At 50.5% G+C, this 15,943-nt stretch carries 15 protein-coding genes and 1 other annotated feature; of the genes, 5 read left to right on the forward strand and 10 right to left on the reverse strand.

Translation table 11 applies throughout. The annotated features are described in order from the left end of the window. Positions 1–195: 195 nt before the first annotated feature. The 3 genes from clpB to rluD all read right to left on the reverse strand — a co-directional run bounded on the left by clpB (position 196) and on the right by rluD (position 4,615). The gene (gene clpB / locus GN208_RS10865; protein WP_004237891.1) at positions 196–2,769 is read right to left on the reverse strand and encodes an ATP-dependent chaperone ClpB; all 2,574 of its coding nucleotides are present in this window, start codon (positions 2,767–2,769) and stop codon (positions 196–198) included. Between the two features lie 112 nt (positions 2,770–2,881). Beyond that, complete coding sequence (yfiH, locus tag GN208_RS10870; protein ID WP_004237890.1) at positions 2,882–3,628, reverse strand: purine nucleoside phosphorylase YfiH; 747 nt, start codon at positions 3,626–3,628, stop codon at positions 2,882–2,884. Between the two features lie 9 nt (positions 3,629–3,637). Then, positions 3,638–4,615 (reverse strand): 23S rRNA pseudouridine(1911/1915/1917) synthase RluD, encoded by a 978-nt coding sequence (gene rluD / locus GN208_RS10875; protein ID WP_004237889.1) that lies wholly within the window; start codon positions 4,613–4,615, stop codon positions 3,638–3,640. Between the two features lie 137 nt (positions 4,616–4,752). Here rluD and bamD point away from each other — a divergent pair, with 137 nt between their 5' ends. From bamD to GN208_RS10900, 5 genes are all read left to right on the forward strand, one after another. After that, the gene (bamD, locus tag GN208_RS10880; protein WP_024472621.1) at positions 4,753–5,487 is read left to right on the forward strand and encodes an outer membrane protein assembly factor BamD; all 735 of its coding nucleotides are present in this window, start codon (positions 4,753–4,755) and stop codon (positions 5,485–5,487) included. A 309-nt stretch (positions 5,488–5,796) separates the two neighbouring features. Beyond that, a complete protein-coding gene (raiA, locus tag GN208_RS10885) occupies positions 5,797–6,141 on the forward strand; it encodes a ribosome-associated translation inhibitor RaiA (RefSeq protein ID WP_004237887.1) in 345 nt (114 codons plus the stop codon). A gap of 122 nt (positions 6,142–6,263) precedes the next feature. After that, positions 6,264–6,385: a sequence feature (Phe leader region), on the forward strand. Between the two features lie 29 nt (positions 6,386–6,414). Further along, positions 6,415–7,566: a bifunctional chorismate mutase/prephenate dehydratase gene (pheA, locus tag GN208_RS10890; RefSeq protein ID WP_004237886.1), complete on the forward strand. Its 1,152-nt coding sequence runs from the start codon at positions 6,415–6,417 to the stop codon at positions 7,564–7,566. Positions 7,567–7,720: 154 nt separating this feature from the next. Further along, on the forward strand, positions 7,721–8,698 hold the full coding sequence (epmA, locus tag GN208_RS10895; RefSeq protein WP_004237885.1) for an elongation factor P--(R)-beta-lysine ligase: 978 nt from the start codon (positions 7,721–7,723) through the stop codon (positions 8,696–8,698). 168 nt (positions 8,699–8,866) lie between these two features. Next, positions 8,867–9,571, forward strand: a complete 705-nt coding sequence (locus GN208_RS10900; protein WP_004237884.1) for a hypothetical protein — start codon at positions 8,867–8,869, stop codon at positions 9,569–9,571. 46 nt (positions 9,572–9,617) lie between these two features. On the opposite strand, the gene tyrA is transcribed toward GN208_RS10900, so the two are convergent. From tyrA to ffh, 7 genes are all read right to left on the reverse strand, one after another. Then, on the reverse strand, positions 9,618–10,739 hold the full coding sequence (gene tyrA / locus GN208_RS10905; protein WP_004237883.1) for a bifunctional chorismate mutase/prephenate dehydrogenase: 1,122 nt from the start codon (positions 10,737–10,739) through the stop codon (positions 9,618–9,620). An 18-nt stretch (positions 10,740–10,757) separates the two neighbouring features. Continuing rightward, entirely contained in the window at positions 10,758–11,852 is a 1,095-nt protein-coding gene (locus GN208_RS10910; protein ID WP_004237882.1) for a 3-deoxy-7-phosphoheptulonate synthase, read from the reverse strand. A gap of 434 nt (positions 11,853–12,286) precedes the next feature. Further along, a complete protein-coding gene (rplS, locus tag GN208_RS10915; protein ID WP_004237881.1) occupies positions 12,287–12,640 on the reverse strand; it encodes a 50S ribosomal protein L19 in 354 nt (117 codons plus the stop codon). Positions 12,641–12,700: 60 nt separating this feature from the next. Next, entirely contained in the window at positions 12,701–13,453 is a 753-nt protein-coding gene (gene trmD / locus GN208_RS10920; RefSeq protein WP_004237880.1) for a tRNA (guanosine(37)-N1)-methyltransferase TrmD, read from the reverse strand. 39 nt (positions 13,454–13,492) lie between these two features. Further along, the gene (rimM, locus tag GN208_RS10925; RefSeq protein WP_004237879.1) at positions 13,493–14,041 is read right to left on the reverse strand and encodes a ribosome maturation factor RimM; all 549 of its coding nucleotides are present in this window, start codon (positions 14,039–14,041) and stop codon (positions 13,493–13,495) included. Between the two features lie 18 nt (positions 14,042–14,059). Then, positions 14,060–14,308, reverse strand: coding sequence for a 30S ribosomal protein S16 (rpsP, locus tag GN208_RS10930; RefSeq protein WP_004237878.1), 249 nt, complete (start codon positions 14,306–14,308; stop codon positions 14,060–14,062). 138 nt (positions 14,309–14,446) lie between these two features. Next, entirely contained in the window at positions 14,447–15,808 is a 1,362-nt protein-coding gene (gene ffh / locus GN208_RS10935; RefSeq protein ID WP_004237877.1) for a signal recognition particle protein, read from the reverse strand. Between the last annotated feature and the right edge of the window lie 135 nt (positions 15,809–15,943).

The following is a 15,943-nucleotide window of genomic DNA, read 5'->3' on the forward strand; positions in this document are numbered from 1 at the left end:
CGCGCTTCTCAGCGTGTTGCTCCGTGTCAGTGAGGGCGCATTATAGACACTCGCTGAGATCACGCAAGTGTTTATTTCAACTTTTTTTCTGTTTGCTCAAAAACCGGGCAAACACATAAGGTATCGCTGATTTCCTGTGCATTATGCACAAAAAAGGGGCGCTTTCGCACCCCTCTGTTTTGCTTTCTTCTGTTATTACTGTTTCGCGGTGATCACACCATCGGTTAAATCCAGAGTGATCATTTTGCCCGGAATCAGTTTGCCGGACAGCATCGCCTGCGCCATCGGGTTTTCGATCTCCTGCTGAATAGCCCGTTTCAGCGGACGTGCCCCGAATACCGGGTCGAATCCGGCTTCTGCCAGTTTATCCAGCGCACTATCAGTAATCGTGACCTGATAGCCGTGCTCTTCCAGACGTTTGTACAGGCGTTTGAGCTGAATTTTCGCAATCGCGTGGATCTGCTCTTTCGCCAGCGGATGGAATACCACCACTTCATCAATACGGTTGATGAATTCCGGTCTGAAGTGATGAGAAACCACTTCCATGACCGCGCCTTTCATTGCATCGTAATTCAGTTCACCAAAGTGTTCCTGAATCCGGTCAGACCCCAGGTTAGAGGTCATAATCACGACCGTGTTACGGAAGTCCACAGTGCGCCCCTGCCCGTCAGTCAGCCGTCCGTCATCCAGCACCTGTAATAAGATGTTGAAGACATCCGGATGCGCTTTTTCCACTTCATCCAGCAGAATGACGGAATAAGGACGACGGCGGACCGCTTCGGTCAGATAACCGCCCTCTTCATACCCGACATATCCCGGAGGTGCCCCGATAAGCCGTGCCACAGAGTGTTTTTCCATAAACTCGGACATATCGATACGCACCATCGCGTCATCGCTGTCGAACAGGAAATCAGCCAGCGCTTTACACAGCTCGGTTTTACCCACCCCGGTCGGTCCGAGGAACAGGAACGAACCAATCGGACGGTTCGGATCCGATAACCCGGCACGGCTGCGGCGGATAGCATTGGCTACCGCGTCAACTGCTTCATCTTGGCCGATCACACGGCTGTGCATCACCTGCTCCATGCGCAGCAGTTTTTCACGCTCGCCTTCCAGCATGCGGGATACCGGAATACCGGTCCAGCGCGCCAGGATCTCAGCGATTTCCACATCAGTGACTTTATTACGCAGCAGTTTCATCTCTTTATCTTCTGCCGCATTGGCTGCTGCCAGCTGTTTTTCCAGCTCCGGAATTTTACCGTACTGTAATTCTGACATTTTGGTCAGATCACCGGTACGGCGTGCCTGCTCCAGTGCCGTTTTTGCCTGCTCCAGTTCTGCTTTGATGTGCTGGGTACCGGACAGCGTTGCTTTCTCCGCTTTCCACTCTTCTTCCAGAGACGCATACTCGCGCTCTTTCTCGGTCAGTTCCTGCTCCAGCATATCAAGCCGTTTTTTACTGGCATCATCAGACTCTTTTTTCAGTGCCTGCTGTTCCAGTTTTAACTGAATGATACGGCGATCCAGTCTGTCGAGGGATTCCGGTTTGGAATCCATCTGCATACGCAGACTTGCACCTGCTTCATCAATCAGGTCAATCGCTTTATCCGGTAACATACGATCCGTGATATAGCGGTGAGATAACGTTGCCGCCGCGACAATCGCCGGGTCGGTTATCTGCACATGGTGATGCAGTTCATACCGCTCTTTCAGACCACGCAGAATCGCAATGGTGTCTTCCACTGTCGGCTCTGCCACATAGACTTTCTGGAAACGGCGCTCTAATGCCGCATCTTTCTCTATATACTGGCGGTATTCATCCAGTGTGGTTGCGCCCACACAGTGCAGTTCACCACGGGCCAGTGCCGGTTTCAGCATGTTCCCGGCGTCCATTGCGCCATCCGCTTTACCTGCGCCGACCATGGTATGCAGCTCATCAATAAAGAGGATGACACTGCCTTCTTCTTTGGATAATTCATTCAGAACGGCTTTCAGACGCTCCTCGAAATCACCGCGGTATTTGGCACCAGCCAGCAGCGCACCGAGATCCAGAGACAGCACGCGTTTATTTTTCAGTCCTTCCGGGACTTCGCCGTTGACGATACGCTGCGCCAGTCCTTCCACGATGGCGGTTTTACCCACCCCGGGCTCCCCGATCAGTACCGGGTTGTTTTTGGTTCTGCGCTGTAAGACCTGGATAGTCCGGCGGATCTCTTCATCACGGCCGATAACCGGGTCGAGTTTGCCGGATTCGGCGCGCTCAGTTAAATCAATCGTATATTTCTTCAGGGCCTGGCGTTGATCTTCCGCGCCCTGGTCATTCACATTCTCACCACCACGCATAATGTCTATAGCCTTCTTAAGTGTTTGTTTATTAATTCCGGCTGCTTTTAATACATCTGCTAATGAGCTGTTGCTCTCTAATACAGCCAGAACAAAAATTTCGGATGCGATGTAAGCATCATTTTGTTTTTGTGCAATCTGGTCACATATATTCAGGTGACGGATTAAATCCTGAGAGGGTTGCACATCCCCGGCGGAACCTTCCACCTGCGGTAAACGACTGATGGTGTCATCAATCTTCTGATTAAGCTGCGCAATATCCGCCCCGGCTGATGCCAGTAACGGACGCACCGACCCGCCTTCCTGATGCAGAAATGCTGACAGTAAATGCACGGGTTCAATAAACTGATTGCTGTGCCCGACTGCAAGAGACTGGGCGTCGGCGAGCGCTTGCTGGAATTTATTCGTGAAACGATCCAAACGCATAACACCTCCAAAAAATGGCTTTGAATTTTAGCTAAGTACTAAATGAGGACTTTTGTCAAATATTCAAGCCAGATTTTGAAAAAATATTAAATATTATGCGTAATCCTGAAGGTTATGACTTTTGCGGCGGGGTGATCCAGATAAATGACGCCATCCGTCCGGTACGGGCATCACGGCGGTAAGAAAAGAAGCGGGCAGAATCTGTCACGGTGCATTCGGTGCCGCCGGAAACAGCGGTCACACCGGCTGCTGCCAGCCGCTGACGGGCCAGCTGATAAATATCCGCCAGATATTTATCACCATGCGGAATAAATGCTGAAGCTGCTTCTGCCGCGTGCGCCATAAACGCCTCCCGCACTTCAGCGCCGACCTCAAATTTCTGCGGGCCGATGGCCGGCCCCAGCCAGGCAATAATGTCTGACGGCGCAGCCGTAAAGCAGGAGACCGTATTTTCCAGCACGCCACCACATAAACTGCGCCAGCCGGCGTGAGCACCGGCCACTTCGCGCCCGTCACGGGAACAGAACAGTACCGGCAGGCAATCCGCCGTCATGATCGCACAGACCTTCCCCGGGGTGCGGGTATACACCGCATCGGCCTGCGGGCCGCGCGGTGTGTTGTCATCCAGAATGGCAACATCCGTTCCGTGTACCTGATTCAGCCACAGCGGCGTGTCCGGAAACCCGGCCGCCTCTGCCAGAATCGCCCGGTTACGGGCGACATCCTCCGGGGAATCACCGGTATGCAGCCCCAGATTGAGGCTGTCAAACGGCGGCTGACTGACACCGCCTGTACGTAATGAACTGCAGGCTCTCACACCTGCGGGCAGCGGCCATTGCGGGGTAATCAGTGCGGTCATGGTGACTCCTTACCAGTCCATATCATCCTGATGCTCTTGTGCATCAGCTTTGAGAACTTCAATCAGTTTCACCATATCATCCGGAATCGGCGCGTGCCACTCCATCTGAATCCCGGTGATCGGATGGTAAAGACGCAGCATGGTGGCATGCAGAGCCTGGCGGTCAAATTCACGCAGTGCATCGCGGAATTCATCACTTGCCCCTTTCAGCGGGCGCGGACGACCGCCGTAGAGCTGATCACCCACCAACGGATGATTGATATGTGCCATATGCACACGGATCTGGTGAGTACGGCCGGTTTCCAGACGCAGACGCAGACGGGTGTGAGCACGGAAATGCTCCATCACACGGTAATGTGTCACCGCCGGTTTACCCATCGGGTTAACGGCCATATGAGTACGTTTGGTCGGGTGGCGGGAAATCGGTTCTTCCACTTTGCCGCCCGCTGTCATACGGCCATTGGCCACCGCTTCATATTCACGGGTGATTTCGCGCAGTTGCAGTGATTCCACCAGCCGTGTCTGGGCAGGTACAGTTTTCGCCACCACCATCAGCCCGGTGGTATCTTTATCCAGGCGGTGAACGATACCCGCACGCGGCACATCGGCAATATCAGGATAATGATACAGCAGCGCGTTCAGGACAGTACCGTCCGGATTACCTGCTCCCGGGTGCACCACAAAATCACGCGGTTTATTAATCACCAGGATATCATCATCTTCATAAACGATATTGAGCGGCAGGTTTTGCGGTTCAAAACGCATGTCCTCATCAATCAGTGCATCAATACTGATCTGTTCCCCGCCCAGCATTTTTTCTTTTGGTTTGTTGACAAGACGGCCGTTAACCTGAACCCTGTCATCTAAGATCCACTCTTTTATACGTGATCGTGAATAATCAGGGAACAATTCCGCCAAAGCCTGATCTAAACGCTGACCGAGCTGTGATTCATTAATAGTTGCGGTAAGTTGTATTTCTTGAGCCATGTTTGTCTCTGTTTCAGAAAGTTATATTTTGAACGGTAACACCGTTTCATTTAAACTATGTGGTATTGTATCGTGATCGCCAGCGGGAGCTGTACGGAGTGCTCCCTAAAAAATATTCAGAGGATAATCAACACGTGATGATACGTATGAAATATCTCGTGGCCGCCGCCACGCTAAGCCTCATGTTGTCCGGCTGTTCCGGAAACAAGGAAATTCTCCCGGATGCCTCACCGTCAGAGCTGTATACTGTCGGCCAGGAAAAATTACAGGACGGTAACTATAAAGGGGCCATCACGCAGCTTGAGACCCTCGATAACCGTTTTCCTTTCGGCCCGTATTCGCAGCAGGTTCAGCTGGATCTGATTTACGCCTACTATAAAGCAGGTGATTTACAGATGGCACTGGCCTCAATCGACCGTTTCATGCGTCTGAACCCGACACATCCGAACATCGATTACGTCCTGTACATGCGCGGTCTGACCGCTCAGGCGCTCGATGATAACATGCTGCAGAGTTTCTTTGGTATCGATCGTGCAGACCGTGACCCGCAAAACGCGCGTGTGGCGTTCCAGGATTTCAGCCAGTTACTGCGTTATTATCCGACCAGTATCTATGCAACAGACTCCGCAAAACGTCTGGTATTCCTCAAAGATCGCCTTGCGGCCTTTGAACTGGCCGTTGCGAAATTCTACACGAAACGCGGGGCATATGTCGCGGTGATTAATCGTGTTGAATTAATGCTGCGTGATTATCCGGACACACTGGCGACACGTCAGGCGCTGCCGCTGATGGAAAATGCCTATAATGAACTGGGATTAACGGCGGAAGCCGGAAAAGTGGCACAGCTGATTGCCGCCAACCCGCGCGACTGAGTTCCGTTTTACTCATCTGATTGAAAAGGCCATCTCCGGATGGCTTTTTTATTGTCTTATCATTATGTTACTACATAAAAAATGGCCGACAGCCTTCTCGTCTCTGAGAATATGCGGTCAGCCAACTTATCGATAATGCACGATTCAGTCCCTTCCCGCAAGTTGTATCATCTGTATTCTCAGCCTGAGTCACAAAATTATAACCTTTTGAAAAAACTAAAAAATATTAGTGACGGCGATCAATTTTTTCTTGCCGCCATCAACGTATTCTGAGTATCAACAAGACGGATGTAACAAAGAGAGGTCACTATGAATGTGAATATCACCAGTAAGCAAATGGAGATCACCCCGGCAATCCGGGAGCATGTTGAAAACCGTCTCGATAAGCTGAGTAAGTGGCAGGTTCCTTTAATTAACCCGCACATTATCCTCGCGAAAGATCCGCAGGGATTTGTGGTTGATGCCACCATCAGCACACCGAATGGAAATTTAGTTGCCAGCGCCAAACACGCTGATATGTACGCCGCCATCAATGAATTACTGGCGAAACTGGAACGGCAGCTGAATAAAGCACAGCACAAAGGTGAAGCGCGCCGCGCGGATAACAGTGTTAAAGAAGCCAACCTTGTGTCTGATGAAGAATCCGCAGAATAAAAAATATAATAAATTGAGTTTTGTCTCTGCGCGCCCTCCGGGCGCGTTTTTTTTGGTTGACACAACGGGTTGCATCAGGTCTATTAACTATCATCTGATGACACAACGGACAACGCACTGACCATGTATCCCCGTATCCGCTTCTTCTTTTTCTTTTTTCGCTTCTGTTAATGAGGCTTTTTGTCGTGTGAGAAAGAAAACGAAGACGCACAGAAAAGCCTCCCGCTGCGGAGGCTTTTTTTATCGCCGGGAAACAGGGTCTGAGGACAACATATGAACGATCTTTTAGCTATACGGGAACAAATCAGCCAGCTGGATGCACAATTGCTGGATCTGCTGGCAAAGCGGCGGCAGCTCGCCGTGGCTGTCGCACAGACAAAATTACAGGATAACCGCCCCATCCGCGATAAGAACCGCGAGCGTGAACTGCTGGATGTGCTGATAAACAAAGGCAAGCCGCACGGACTGGACGGATTTTATATCACCCGCCTGTTCCAGCTGATTATTGAAGATTCCGTCCTGACCCAGCAGGCGATTCTGCAAAAACACCTGAACCAGACACCGGATAACAGTGCACGGATAGCCTTCCTCGGCCCGAGAGGGTCTTATTCACATGTGGCCGCCCGCCAGTATTCCGCCCGTCATTTCGATCATATGACCGAGTTCAGCTGCAGTAAATTCCGCGATATTTTTGAGCTGGTTGAAAACGGTCAGGCCGATTACGGGATGCTGCCGCTGGAAAATACCAGTTCCGGCGCCATCAATGATGTCTATGATTTACTGCAGACCACCCCGCTTTCCATTGTCGGCGAGTTGCGCCTGCCGGTGAATCACTGTCTGCTGACCATTCCGGGCGCGGATATTGCCGGGATCACCACCCTTTACAGCCATCCGCAGCCGTTTGAGCAGTGCAGCCAGTATCTCAGCCAATTCCCGGATCGCAAAATTGAATACTGCGAAAGTACCGCGGCGGCGATGGAAAAAGTTGCCTCCCTCAACCGGACAGATGTTGCAGCTCTCGGCAGCGAGGCCGGCGGCGCACTGTACGGGTTACAGGCGATCGCACAGAATCTTGCCAATCAGCAGACCAATATGACGCGCTTTATTGTCATTGCCCGCCAGCCGATTGATGTGTCAGAGCAGGTACCGGCGAAAACCACGCTGCTGATGGCGACCGGGCAACAGGCCGGTGCGCTGGTCGATGCCCTGATTATCCTGAAAGAGCATGACATTGTAATGAGCAAACTGGAATCCCGCCCTATTCACGGCACGCCGTGGGAAGAGATGTTTTATATTGATGTGCATGCCAATCTGCGCTCAGTACCGATGCAGCAGGCGCTCAAAGCGTTACAGGCAATCGCCCGTTCAGTGAAGGTGCTCGGCAGTTATCCGGGGGAACATGTCCCGCCTGCCTTAATCGGCTGATTATACCTGCCCGGGGTGCTGCCGCGCCCCGCCACCGCACAATACGCCTGTTCAGAGTACGGTTTTACACGTAGCATGTTCTGCATATCTGTTTGTCACCATCAGAGGTTGCGGGTAAACTGCACCCTTTATTTTTATTCGGAGTTCTTACGGCATGAGTGATATTGCGGGCTGGCAGCCGACTGCCCCGATAGCCAATCTATTAAAACGCGCAAAAATTGTTAATGAAATCAGACATTTTTTTGCAGACAGAGGTGTATTAGAAGTCGAAACGCCGACCATGAGTCAGGCGACCGTCACCGATGTCCATCTGCGCGCCTTTGAAACTCAGTTTACCGGCCCCGGAGCCGCACAGGGAATAACGCTTTATCTGATGACCAGCCCGGAATACCACATGAAACGGTTACTGGCAGCGGGCAGCGGCCCTATTTATCAGATGGGCCGCAGTTATCGTAACGAGGAAGCCGGACGCTATCATAATCCGGAGTTCACCATGCTCGAATGGTATCGTCCTCATTATGATATGTACCGTCTGATAAATGAGGTTGATGATTTATTACAGCAAACCTTAGAGTGTGAAAGTGCAGAATCGTTATCCTATCAGCAGGCTTTCCTGCGCTACCTGGATATCGATCCGCTGACCGCCGAGAAAGACAAACTGCGTGAAGTTGCGGCCAAACTGGATGTCAGCAATATTGCCGATACTGAGGAAGATCGCGATACTATTTTGCAGTTGCTGTTTATGGTGGGTGTGGAGCCGCATATCGGGCTGGAAAAACCGACCTTTATTTATCACTTCCCGGCAAGCCAGGCGTCACTGGCGGAGATCAGCTCTGAAGATCACCGCGTGGCCGAGCGCTTTGAGGTGTATTACAAAGGGGTTGAGCTGGCAAACGGCTTCCGTGAACTGACTGATGCTGCAGAGCAGCGTCAGCGCTTTGAACGGGATAACCGCAAACGGGCAGCTATGGGTCTTCCGGAACAGCCGATTGATGAAAATCTGCTGGCAGCACTCGAGCACGGATTCCCGGAATGTGCAGGTGTGGCACTGGGGATTGACCGCCTGATTATGCTCGCACTGGGTGCAGAGCGGATCAGTGATGTGATCGCCTTCCCGGTTGATCGCGCATAATACCTCCTTCAGCCATCTGTTATGCAGATGGCTGCTTCTCTTTTCTTCATCTCATCTTTATTTTACCCGGCATAGCTAGTCAGCTCATTATTTGAAAGTGATCTGCATGGTCTGGTGCTATTTTTCGCTAAACATATATTAACGATATAAATCAGCGGAAAATAAATTATGCACATATCATCAGAAATCTTATCAGCTAAATTTCATGTGATTGAATCATCTGTAAAATCAGCAGTTAAAAACCTGTTTGCTTCATTACATTCTGTTTCTGATATTAAAATGACCAGCCATAAACCAGCTGAACCCACATTTAAGCAGGTTAACCTATGTCTTGATGAGGATGTGAATCAGGATCAAAGCATCACGTTCCGGGGTTACTGCAATAACTTCCGTGGCAATAAAGAAGATGCCATTCTGCTGCATGGACACTGGAAAGACGGACTCATACAGGTTGGTGGTAAGGCTGCCGCCGTTATAGAAAATAACAGGCTGGTTAAAATAAACGGGCAAGTTCAGCTAAAAACGGATCTGAGTGAAGCACAATGTCTGAATGCACAAGAACTGGTGGCTTACATAAATAAAAAATCCGGAGGCTCAGTTGATCTACTCAGGAATAACGGTCCTATCCATTTAGTTAGTTGTTTTGCAAAACGTCAGGCTGCGCAAGACCTTGCTGATGTGACAGGTCGTCCGGTCATTGCTTACTCCAATCAGCAAACAATTACTGCCGGTTATAACTATATTCATAACAAAGAATTTAATATTGAATCCAAACTCAAACATGCATGGGATCCGCGCGCTGTCATTATGAAAAAGGTATCTCATCAGGCAGTACCAAAAACCTTCTACCCTTCGGGAAATGGTGTGAAATAACCGGCAATGTATGAAGGTGCTGAAAACATCAGCACCTTCATATTTATCAGCGGCGGCTGTCGCTAGCCTGTTGCAGTAATCCCTGACTCTCTTTCATAAAGCGCTGCGCGTGTTCGCCGAACCAGTCACTGACGGCAGAGAACTGCGAAATAAACTCTGCTTTATCCCGGCTTTCCAGCAGTGACATGGCTTCACCGAACTCACGGTGATAATCCTCTATCACATCCAGGTTATCTTCCGAGGCCATAATGATATCAGCATAAAGCTGCGGATCCTGGGCAAACAGGCGGCCAATCATGACCAGTTCCAGCCGGTAAATCGGTGATGACAATGACAGCAGCTGCGCGAGATCGACATTTTCTTTTGCCAGATACCGCCCGTAAGCAAAAGTGGTGAAGTGACGCAGCGCCTGAATGTAGCGCATATTGCGATCATGCTCCTGCGCCTTAATACCCTGTAAATGCGCGCCCCAGACTGTAATTTGCTCCAGGAACCACTGATACCGCTCCGGGAAACGTCCGTCACAAAAGGCCACCACCTGCTTGGCAAAACTGCCGACATCCGGCCCGAACATCGGGTGCAACCCGAGCACCGGCCCGTTGTGTACTGCCAGCATCGCCTGTAACGGCCCCGCTTTGACCGACGCAAGATCCGCCAGAATGCAATCTTCCGGCAGCGGCGGTAATTGTTTAATAACCTGTTCGGTCAGGTGGATAGGCACACTGACAATCACCATGCCCGCATCTGCCAGCAGTTCCGGGGCATCCGCCCAGTCGCCGCTGTCCAGAATACGCACGGTGTAGCCGGACAGTGTCAGCATCCGCCGGAACAACTGCCCCATCTTGCCGTCACCACCGACAATCACTATCGGCCGGGCCTGCTCATTGAGCTTTTTAAACCCTTTATCATTCTCACGGGAATAGGACTCCCGCATGATACGGCGCAGCAAATCCTCTATCAGATCCGGCGGAACCCCGAGTGATTCCGCCTCCTGCCGCCGTGATGCCAGCATTGCGGCTTCGCGATCCGGCGCATAGACCGGCAGGCCGTGCTGGCTTTTCACTTCCCCGACTTCCGCCACTAGCTGCAGGCGTTTTGCCAGCAGTGACAGCAGCGATTTATCCACTTCATCAATTTGATCACGTAAATGTGTTAATGCACCGGACATACACCCTGCCTGTTTTTATTATCCTGCCTGCTGTAACTGAACCACACGCTCTGCCAGCGCCGGTGAGATCTGCTGATGCAGCTGACGCAGAACTGCTTCAGTGGTTTCCCAACTGATGCAGGCGTCTGTCACTGACACGCCGTACTGCATGGCACTGCGCGGCTGTTCTGATGACTGATTGCCTTCATTAATATGGCTTTCCAGCATAATACCGGTAATTGAGGTATTTCCGGCACAAATTTGTTCTGCCACGGCATCCACCACCAGCGGCTGACGACGGAAATCTTTATCCGAGTTGCCGTGACTGCAGTCTACCATCAGTGAAGGGGTGAGACCGGCTTTCTTCATTTGTGCCTCGCATTCCGTAATATCTTCCGCACTGTAGTTCGGGCGTTTTCCGCCGCGCAGGATCACATGGCCGTTCGGGTTACCCTGTGTCTGTAACAGACAGACCTGACCGGACTGGTTGATCCCCATAAAACGGTGTGGCATGGACGCAGCTTTCATGGCGTTGATGGCAGTGCTCAGGCTGCCGTCAGTCCCGTTTTTAAAGCCGACCGGCATGGACAGACCGGATGCCATTTCACGGTGTGTCTGTGATTCAGTGGTACGTGCACCGATAGCAGACCAGCTGAACAGATCCCCGAGGTACTGCGGGTTATTCGGATCCAGCGCTTCACCGGCCAGCGGCAGGCCGAGCTGAACCAGATCCACCATCAGTTTGCGGGCGATGTGCAGACCTTTTTCCATCTCGAAAGATCCATCCATAAACGGATCACTGATAAGTCCTTTCCAGCCCACGGTTGTCCGCGGTTTCTCAAAATAGACACGCATCACGATATACAGACTGTCACTCAACTCAGCAGATAATTCTTTCAGACGACGGGCATACTCCAGCGCTGCATCCGTGTCATGAACGGAACACGGGCCACAGACAACCAGTAAACGCGGATCGCGGTGATGAACAATATCCGCAATCGTCTTACGTGCACCGGCGATGGCATGCTGGTCGTTGCGACTCAATGGGTACTTTTGTTTCAGTTCTTCCGGTGAGATTAAAACAATTTCATCACTGATGTGAACGTTATTGAGTGCGTCTTTTTGCATGATCATAGTGTTTTCCTGCTGAGTTTTACAAAAAATGGATTACGTGTTGAGTGTCTGAGAAAACACCATAACATCCTTTGTAAATAATTCAATCCAAAATCGTAAAATATTTAACTTTTCGTACATTTTAAATTACAAAATAAAAATGAGATGTTCTGCACAGATAACCCCCATCAGCTACACCGCTTACAAATAAACGTTAATTCATTGAAAATAGAGTTAATTGATCGGGTTAAGGTTATAGTGTGTAAGATAATGACAGAAAGAAAGGTAGTTTATAAGGCAGGTATGATGTAAATAAATATTTACATCATAAAAATAATGTCATATAAACAATACAGAGAATCGAACGGAAAACAGGCAGGAAAGGAAAATAAAATAGCGTATAAAAAAGGCCAGCACGAGGCTGGCCTTTTATTATCATATCGGATGCTTGCGCATTATTTTGCGTTCAAACGCTCTTTAATACGAGCTGCCTTACCTGAACGCTCACGCAGGTAGTACAGTTTAGCACGACGAACGGCACCACGGCGTTTAACGCTGATGCTGTCAACAACAGGTGAGTGAGTCTGGAATACACGCTCAACACCTTCGCCGTTAGAAATCTTGCGAACAGTGAATGCAGAGTGCAGACCGCGGTTACGGATAGCGATAACCACGCCCTCGAATGCCTGCAGACGTTTTTTAGAACCTTCAACGACCCATACCTTAACTTCCACGGTGTCACCCGGACGGAATGAAGGTACGTCTTGTTTCATCTGCTCTTGTTCAAGTTGTTTAATAATGTTGCTCATAATAAATCTCTTACCCTAGGTAAACTGATATTTCAAAAGATATCCCGCAGGATACCTGGATTAACTTGTTGCTCCGGACTGATATTCCCGCTGGAATTCAGCCAGCAACATCCTTTGCTCGTCAGTCAGAGCTAGGCTTTCCAGAAGTTCAGGTCTTCTGAGCCAGGTGCGACCGAGTGACTGTTTCATACGCCAGCGATCAATTTCTGCATGGTTTCCCGACAGTAAAACCGGCGGAACACACATGCCATCCAACACTTCAGGGCGGGTATAGTGTGGGTGGTCAAGTAAACCGTCAGCAAAGGAATCTTCTTTTGCTGATGCCTGATGTCCGAGGACACCCGGAACAAAACGCGATACCGCATCAATCAGCACCATCGCCGGTAATTCACCACCGCTGAGCACGTAATCCCCGACTGACCATTCTTCATCAATCTCAGTCTGGATAACGCGTTCATCTACTCCCTCATACCGGCCGCACACCAGAATTAACTTCTCGTTGGCGGCCAGCTCACAAACTCCCTGTTGATCGAGTTTGCGGCCCTGCGGCGAAAGATAAATCACTTTCGCATTGTCACCTGCGGCAGCTTTTGCTGCATGGATAGCTTTGCGCAGAGGCTCCACCATCATCAGCATGCCGGGACCGCCCCCGTAGGGCCGATCGTCCACAGTGTGGTGCCGGTCATACGTGAAATCACGCGGGTTCCAGCAATCTACACTGATCAGGCCGTTTTTTACTGCCCGTCCGGTTACACCATGCCCGGTTATTGAGAGGAACATTTCAGGAAACAGGCTGATAACCCCAATCCACATTTTCGTGTCCCACTTAATGACAAAACCATCACCGGAGGTTTAAAAACCGGGATCCCACTCAACTTCAATCAGTTTTTCAGTGAGATCAACTTTCCTGATAACCTGCCCGTCAAGAAACGGTACTAACCGCTCTTTCATGCCGAAGGCATCTTTCAGATTTGCTTTAATCACCAGAACATCATTCGACCCGGTTTCCATTAAATCGGTTACGGTGCCGAGATCATATCCGCCGGTGGTCACTACACGGCAGCCCATCAGGTCTTTCCAGTAGTAATCATCGCCGTCTAATTCCGGTAACTGCGAACTGTCTACCACGATTTCCGCGTTAGTCAGTACGTTTGCCGCATCTCTGTCGTCAACCCCTTTGAGTTTGACGATCATATCCTGATTGTGGGATTTCCAGTCTTCCGGTTCGATGTGTTGCCACACCCCGTTACGCTGGATAAACCACGGCTGATAATCAAAAATACTTTCAGTATTTTCGGTGGAAGAAAACACTCTGAGCCACCCTTTAATACCGTAAGATGACCCCAGTTTGCCGAGTACAATCGGATCAGAAGGGGCTTGCGGATTAGTGTGCTTGCTCATTGTTACCACCGTGACAGATTAAGCTGCTTTTTTTGCGTCTTTGATCAGTACAGCAACACGATCAGAGACAGTTGCACCCAGACCAACCCAGTGTTCAACACGGTCCAGATCTAAGCGCAGAGTTTCAGCCTTACCGGCAGCGATAGGGTTGAAGAAACCAATACGTTCGATGAAACGACCGTCACGTGCATTACGACTGTCGGTTACGACGATTTGGTAGAACGGACGCTTTTTTGCGCCGCCACGAGCTAAACGAATTGTTACCATAACATCCTCATTGAATTGACAAACAACCAGACCCCATCGAGGAATGGCGTCCGGTTGTCATAGAAAAAGCCCGAAAAGTTTACTCACTTTGGCGAAAAAATCAATCCAAAGTGATTATTCTTTGTGACTTTCTTTGTTTTACCGCCCCATCATACCCGGCGGCATCATACCTTTCATGCCCCGCATCATCTTCGCGAGGCCCCCTTTCTTCATCTTTTTCATCATGCGCTGCATATCATCGAACTGCTTGAGCAGCCGGTTGACATCCTGCACCTGAGTCCCGGAACCCGCTGCGATACGGCGTTTGCGGGAACCTTTAATAATTTCCGGTTTGACGCGCTCTTTTTTGGTCATGGAATTGATCATCGCTTCCATTTTGGTCAGCACGCTGTCATCCATCTGCGATTTCACCGCGTCCGGCACCTGAGACATGCCCGGCAGTTTGGTCAGCATCCCGGCCATGCCGCCCATATTGCGCATCTGCTTAAGCTGTTCCAGGAAGTCGTTGAGGTCAAATCCGTCACCTTTTTTCAGCTTGGAAGCCAGTTTCTCCGCCTGATCACGGTCAACTTTGCTCTCAATCTCTTCAATCAGTGACAGCACATCGCCCATGCCCAGAATACGGGAGGCAACGCGGTCCGGATGGAACGGCTCCAGTGCTTCAGTTTTTTCCCCTACCCCCAGGAATTTAATCGGTTTACCGGTGATATGACGGATAGAAAGCGCCGCACCGCCGCGCGCATCACCATCAACTTTAGTCAGCACCACACCGGTCAGCGGCAGGGCTTCGTTAAAGGCTTTGGCGGTGTTTGCCGCATCCTGACCGGTCATGGCATCCACGACGAACAGGGTTTCCACCGGGTTAATGGCCGCATGCAGGTCTTTGATTTCGCCCATCATGCCTTCATCGACATGCAGACGGCCTGCGGTATCCACCAGCAGGACATCAAAGAATTGCAGCTGCGCATGTTTCAGCGCTTTTTTAGCGATATCAATCGGTTTTTCTGACACATCAGACGGGAAAAATTCAATTCCCACTGTCTCTGCCAGTGTCTGTAACTGTTTAATCGCCGCCGGACGGTAAACGTCAGCAGAGACCACCAGTACCTTTTTCTTGTGTTTTTCTTTCAGCAGTTTACCGAGCTTCGCCACACTGGTGGTTTTACCCGCACCCTGCAGACCGGCCATCAGCACCACAGCCGGCGGCTGGGCGGAAAGATCCAGGGCGTTGTTTTCCTCGCCCATCGCCGCAACCAGTTCGCCCTGAACGATTTTGACGAACTCCTGCCCCGGCGTCAGGCTTTTATTCACCTCATGGCCGACAGCACGCTCTTTGACGCGGTTGATGAAATCCCGTACCACCGGCAGGGCAACATCGGCTTCCAGAAGCGCCATGCGCACTTCGCGCAGCGTTTCTTTAATATTGTCTTCCGTCAGTCGTCCGCGACCACTGATATTGCGCAAGGTGCGCGAAAGTCTGTCAGTTAAATTATCAAACATGTCATCGACTCTGCCAAAACTGAGCTAAAAATAGAAAAGATACCCGGGATTATAACACGCACCGCAGCAAATCAGCGAACCGATTTACGTAAAGTATCGTGTAATCATTGGAGTGATCTGCGGGCTGCGGTATAC

This window comes from Morganella sp. HSTU-ASny43 (assembly GCF_022819185.1).
Lineage (GTDB): Bacteria > Pseudomonadota > Gammaproteobacteria > Enterobacterales > Enterobacteriaceae > Morganella > Morganella morganii.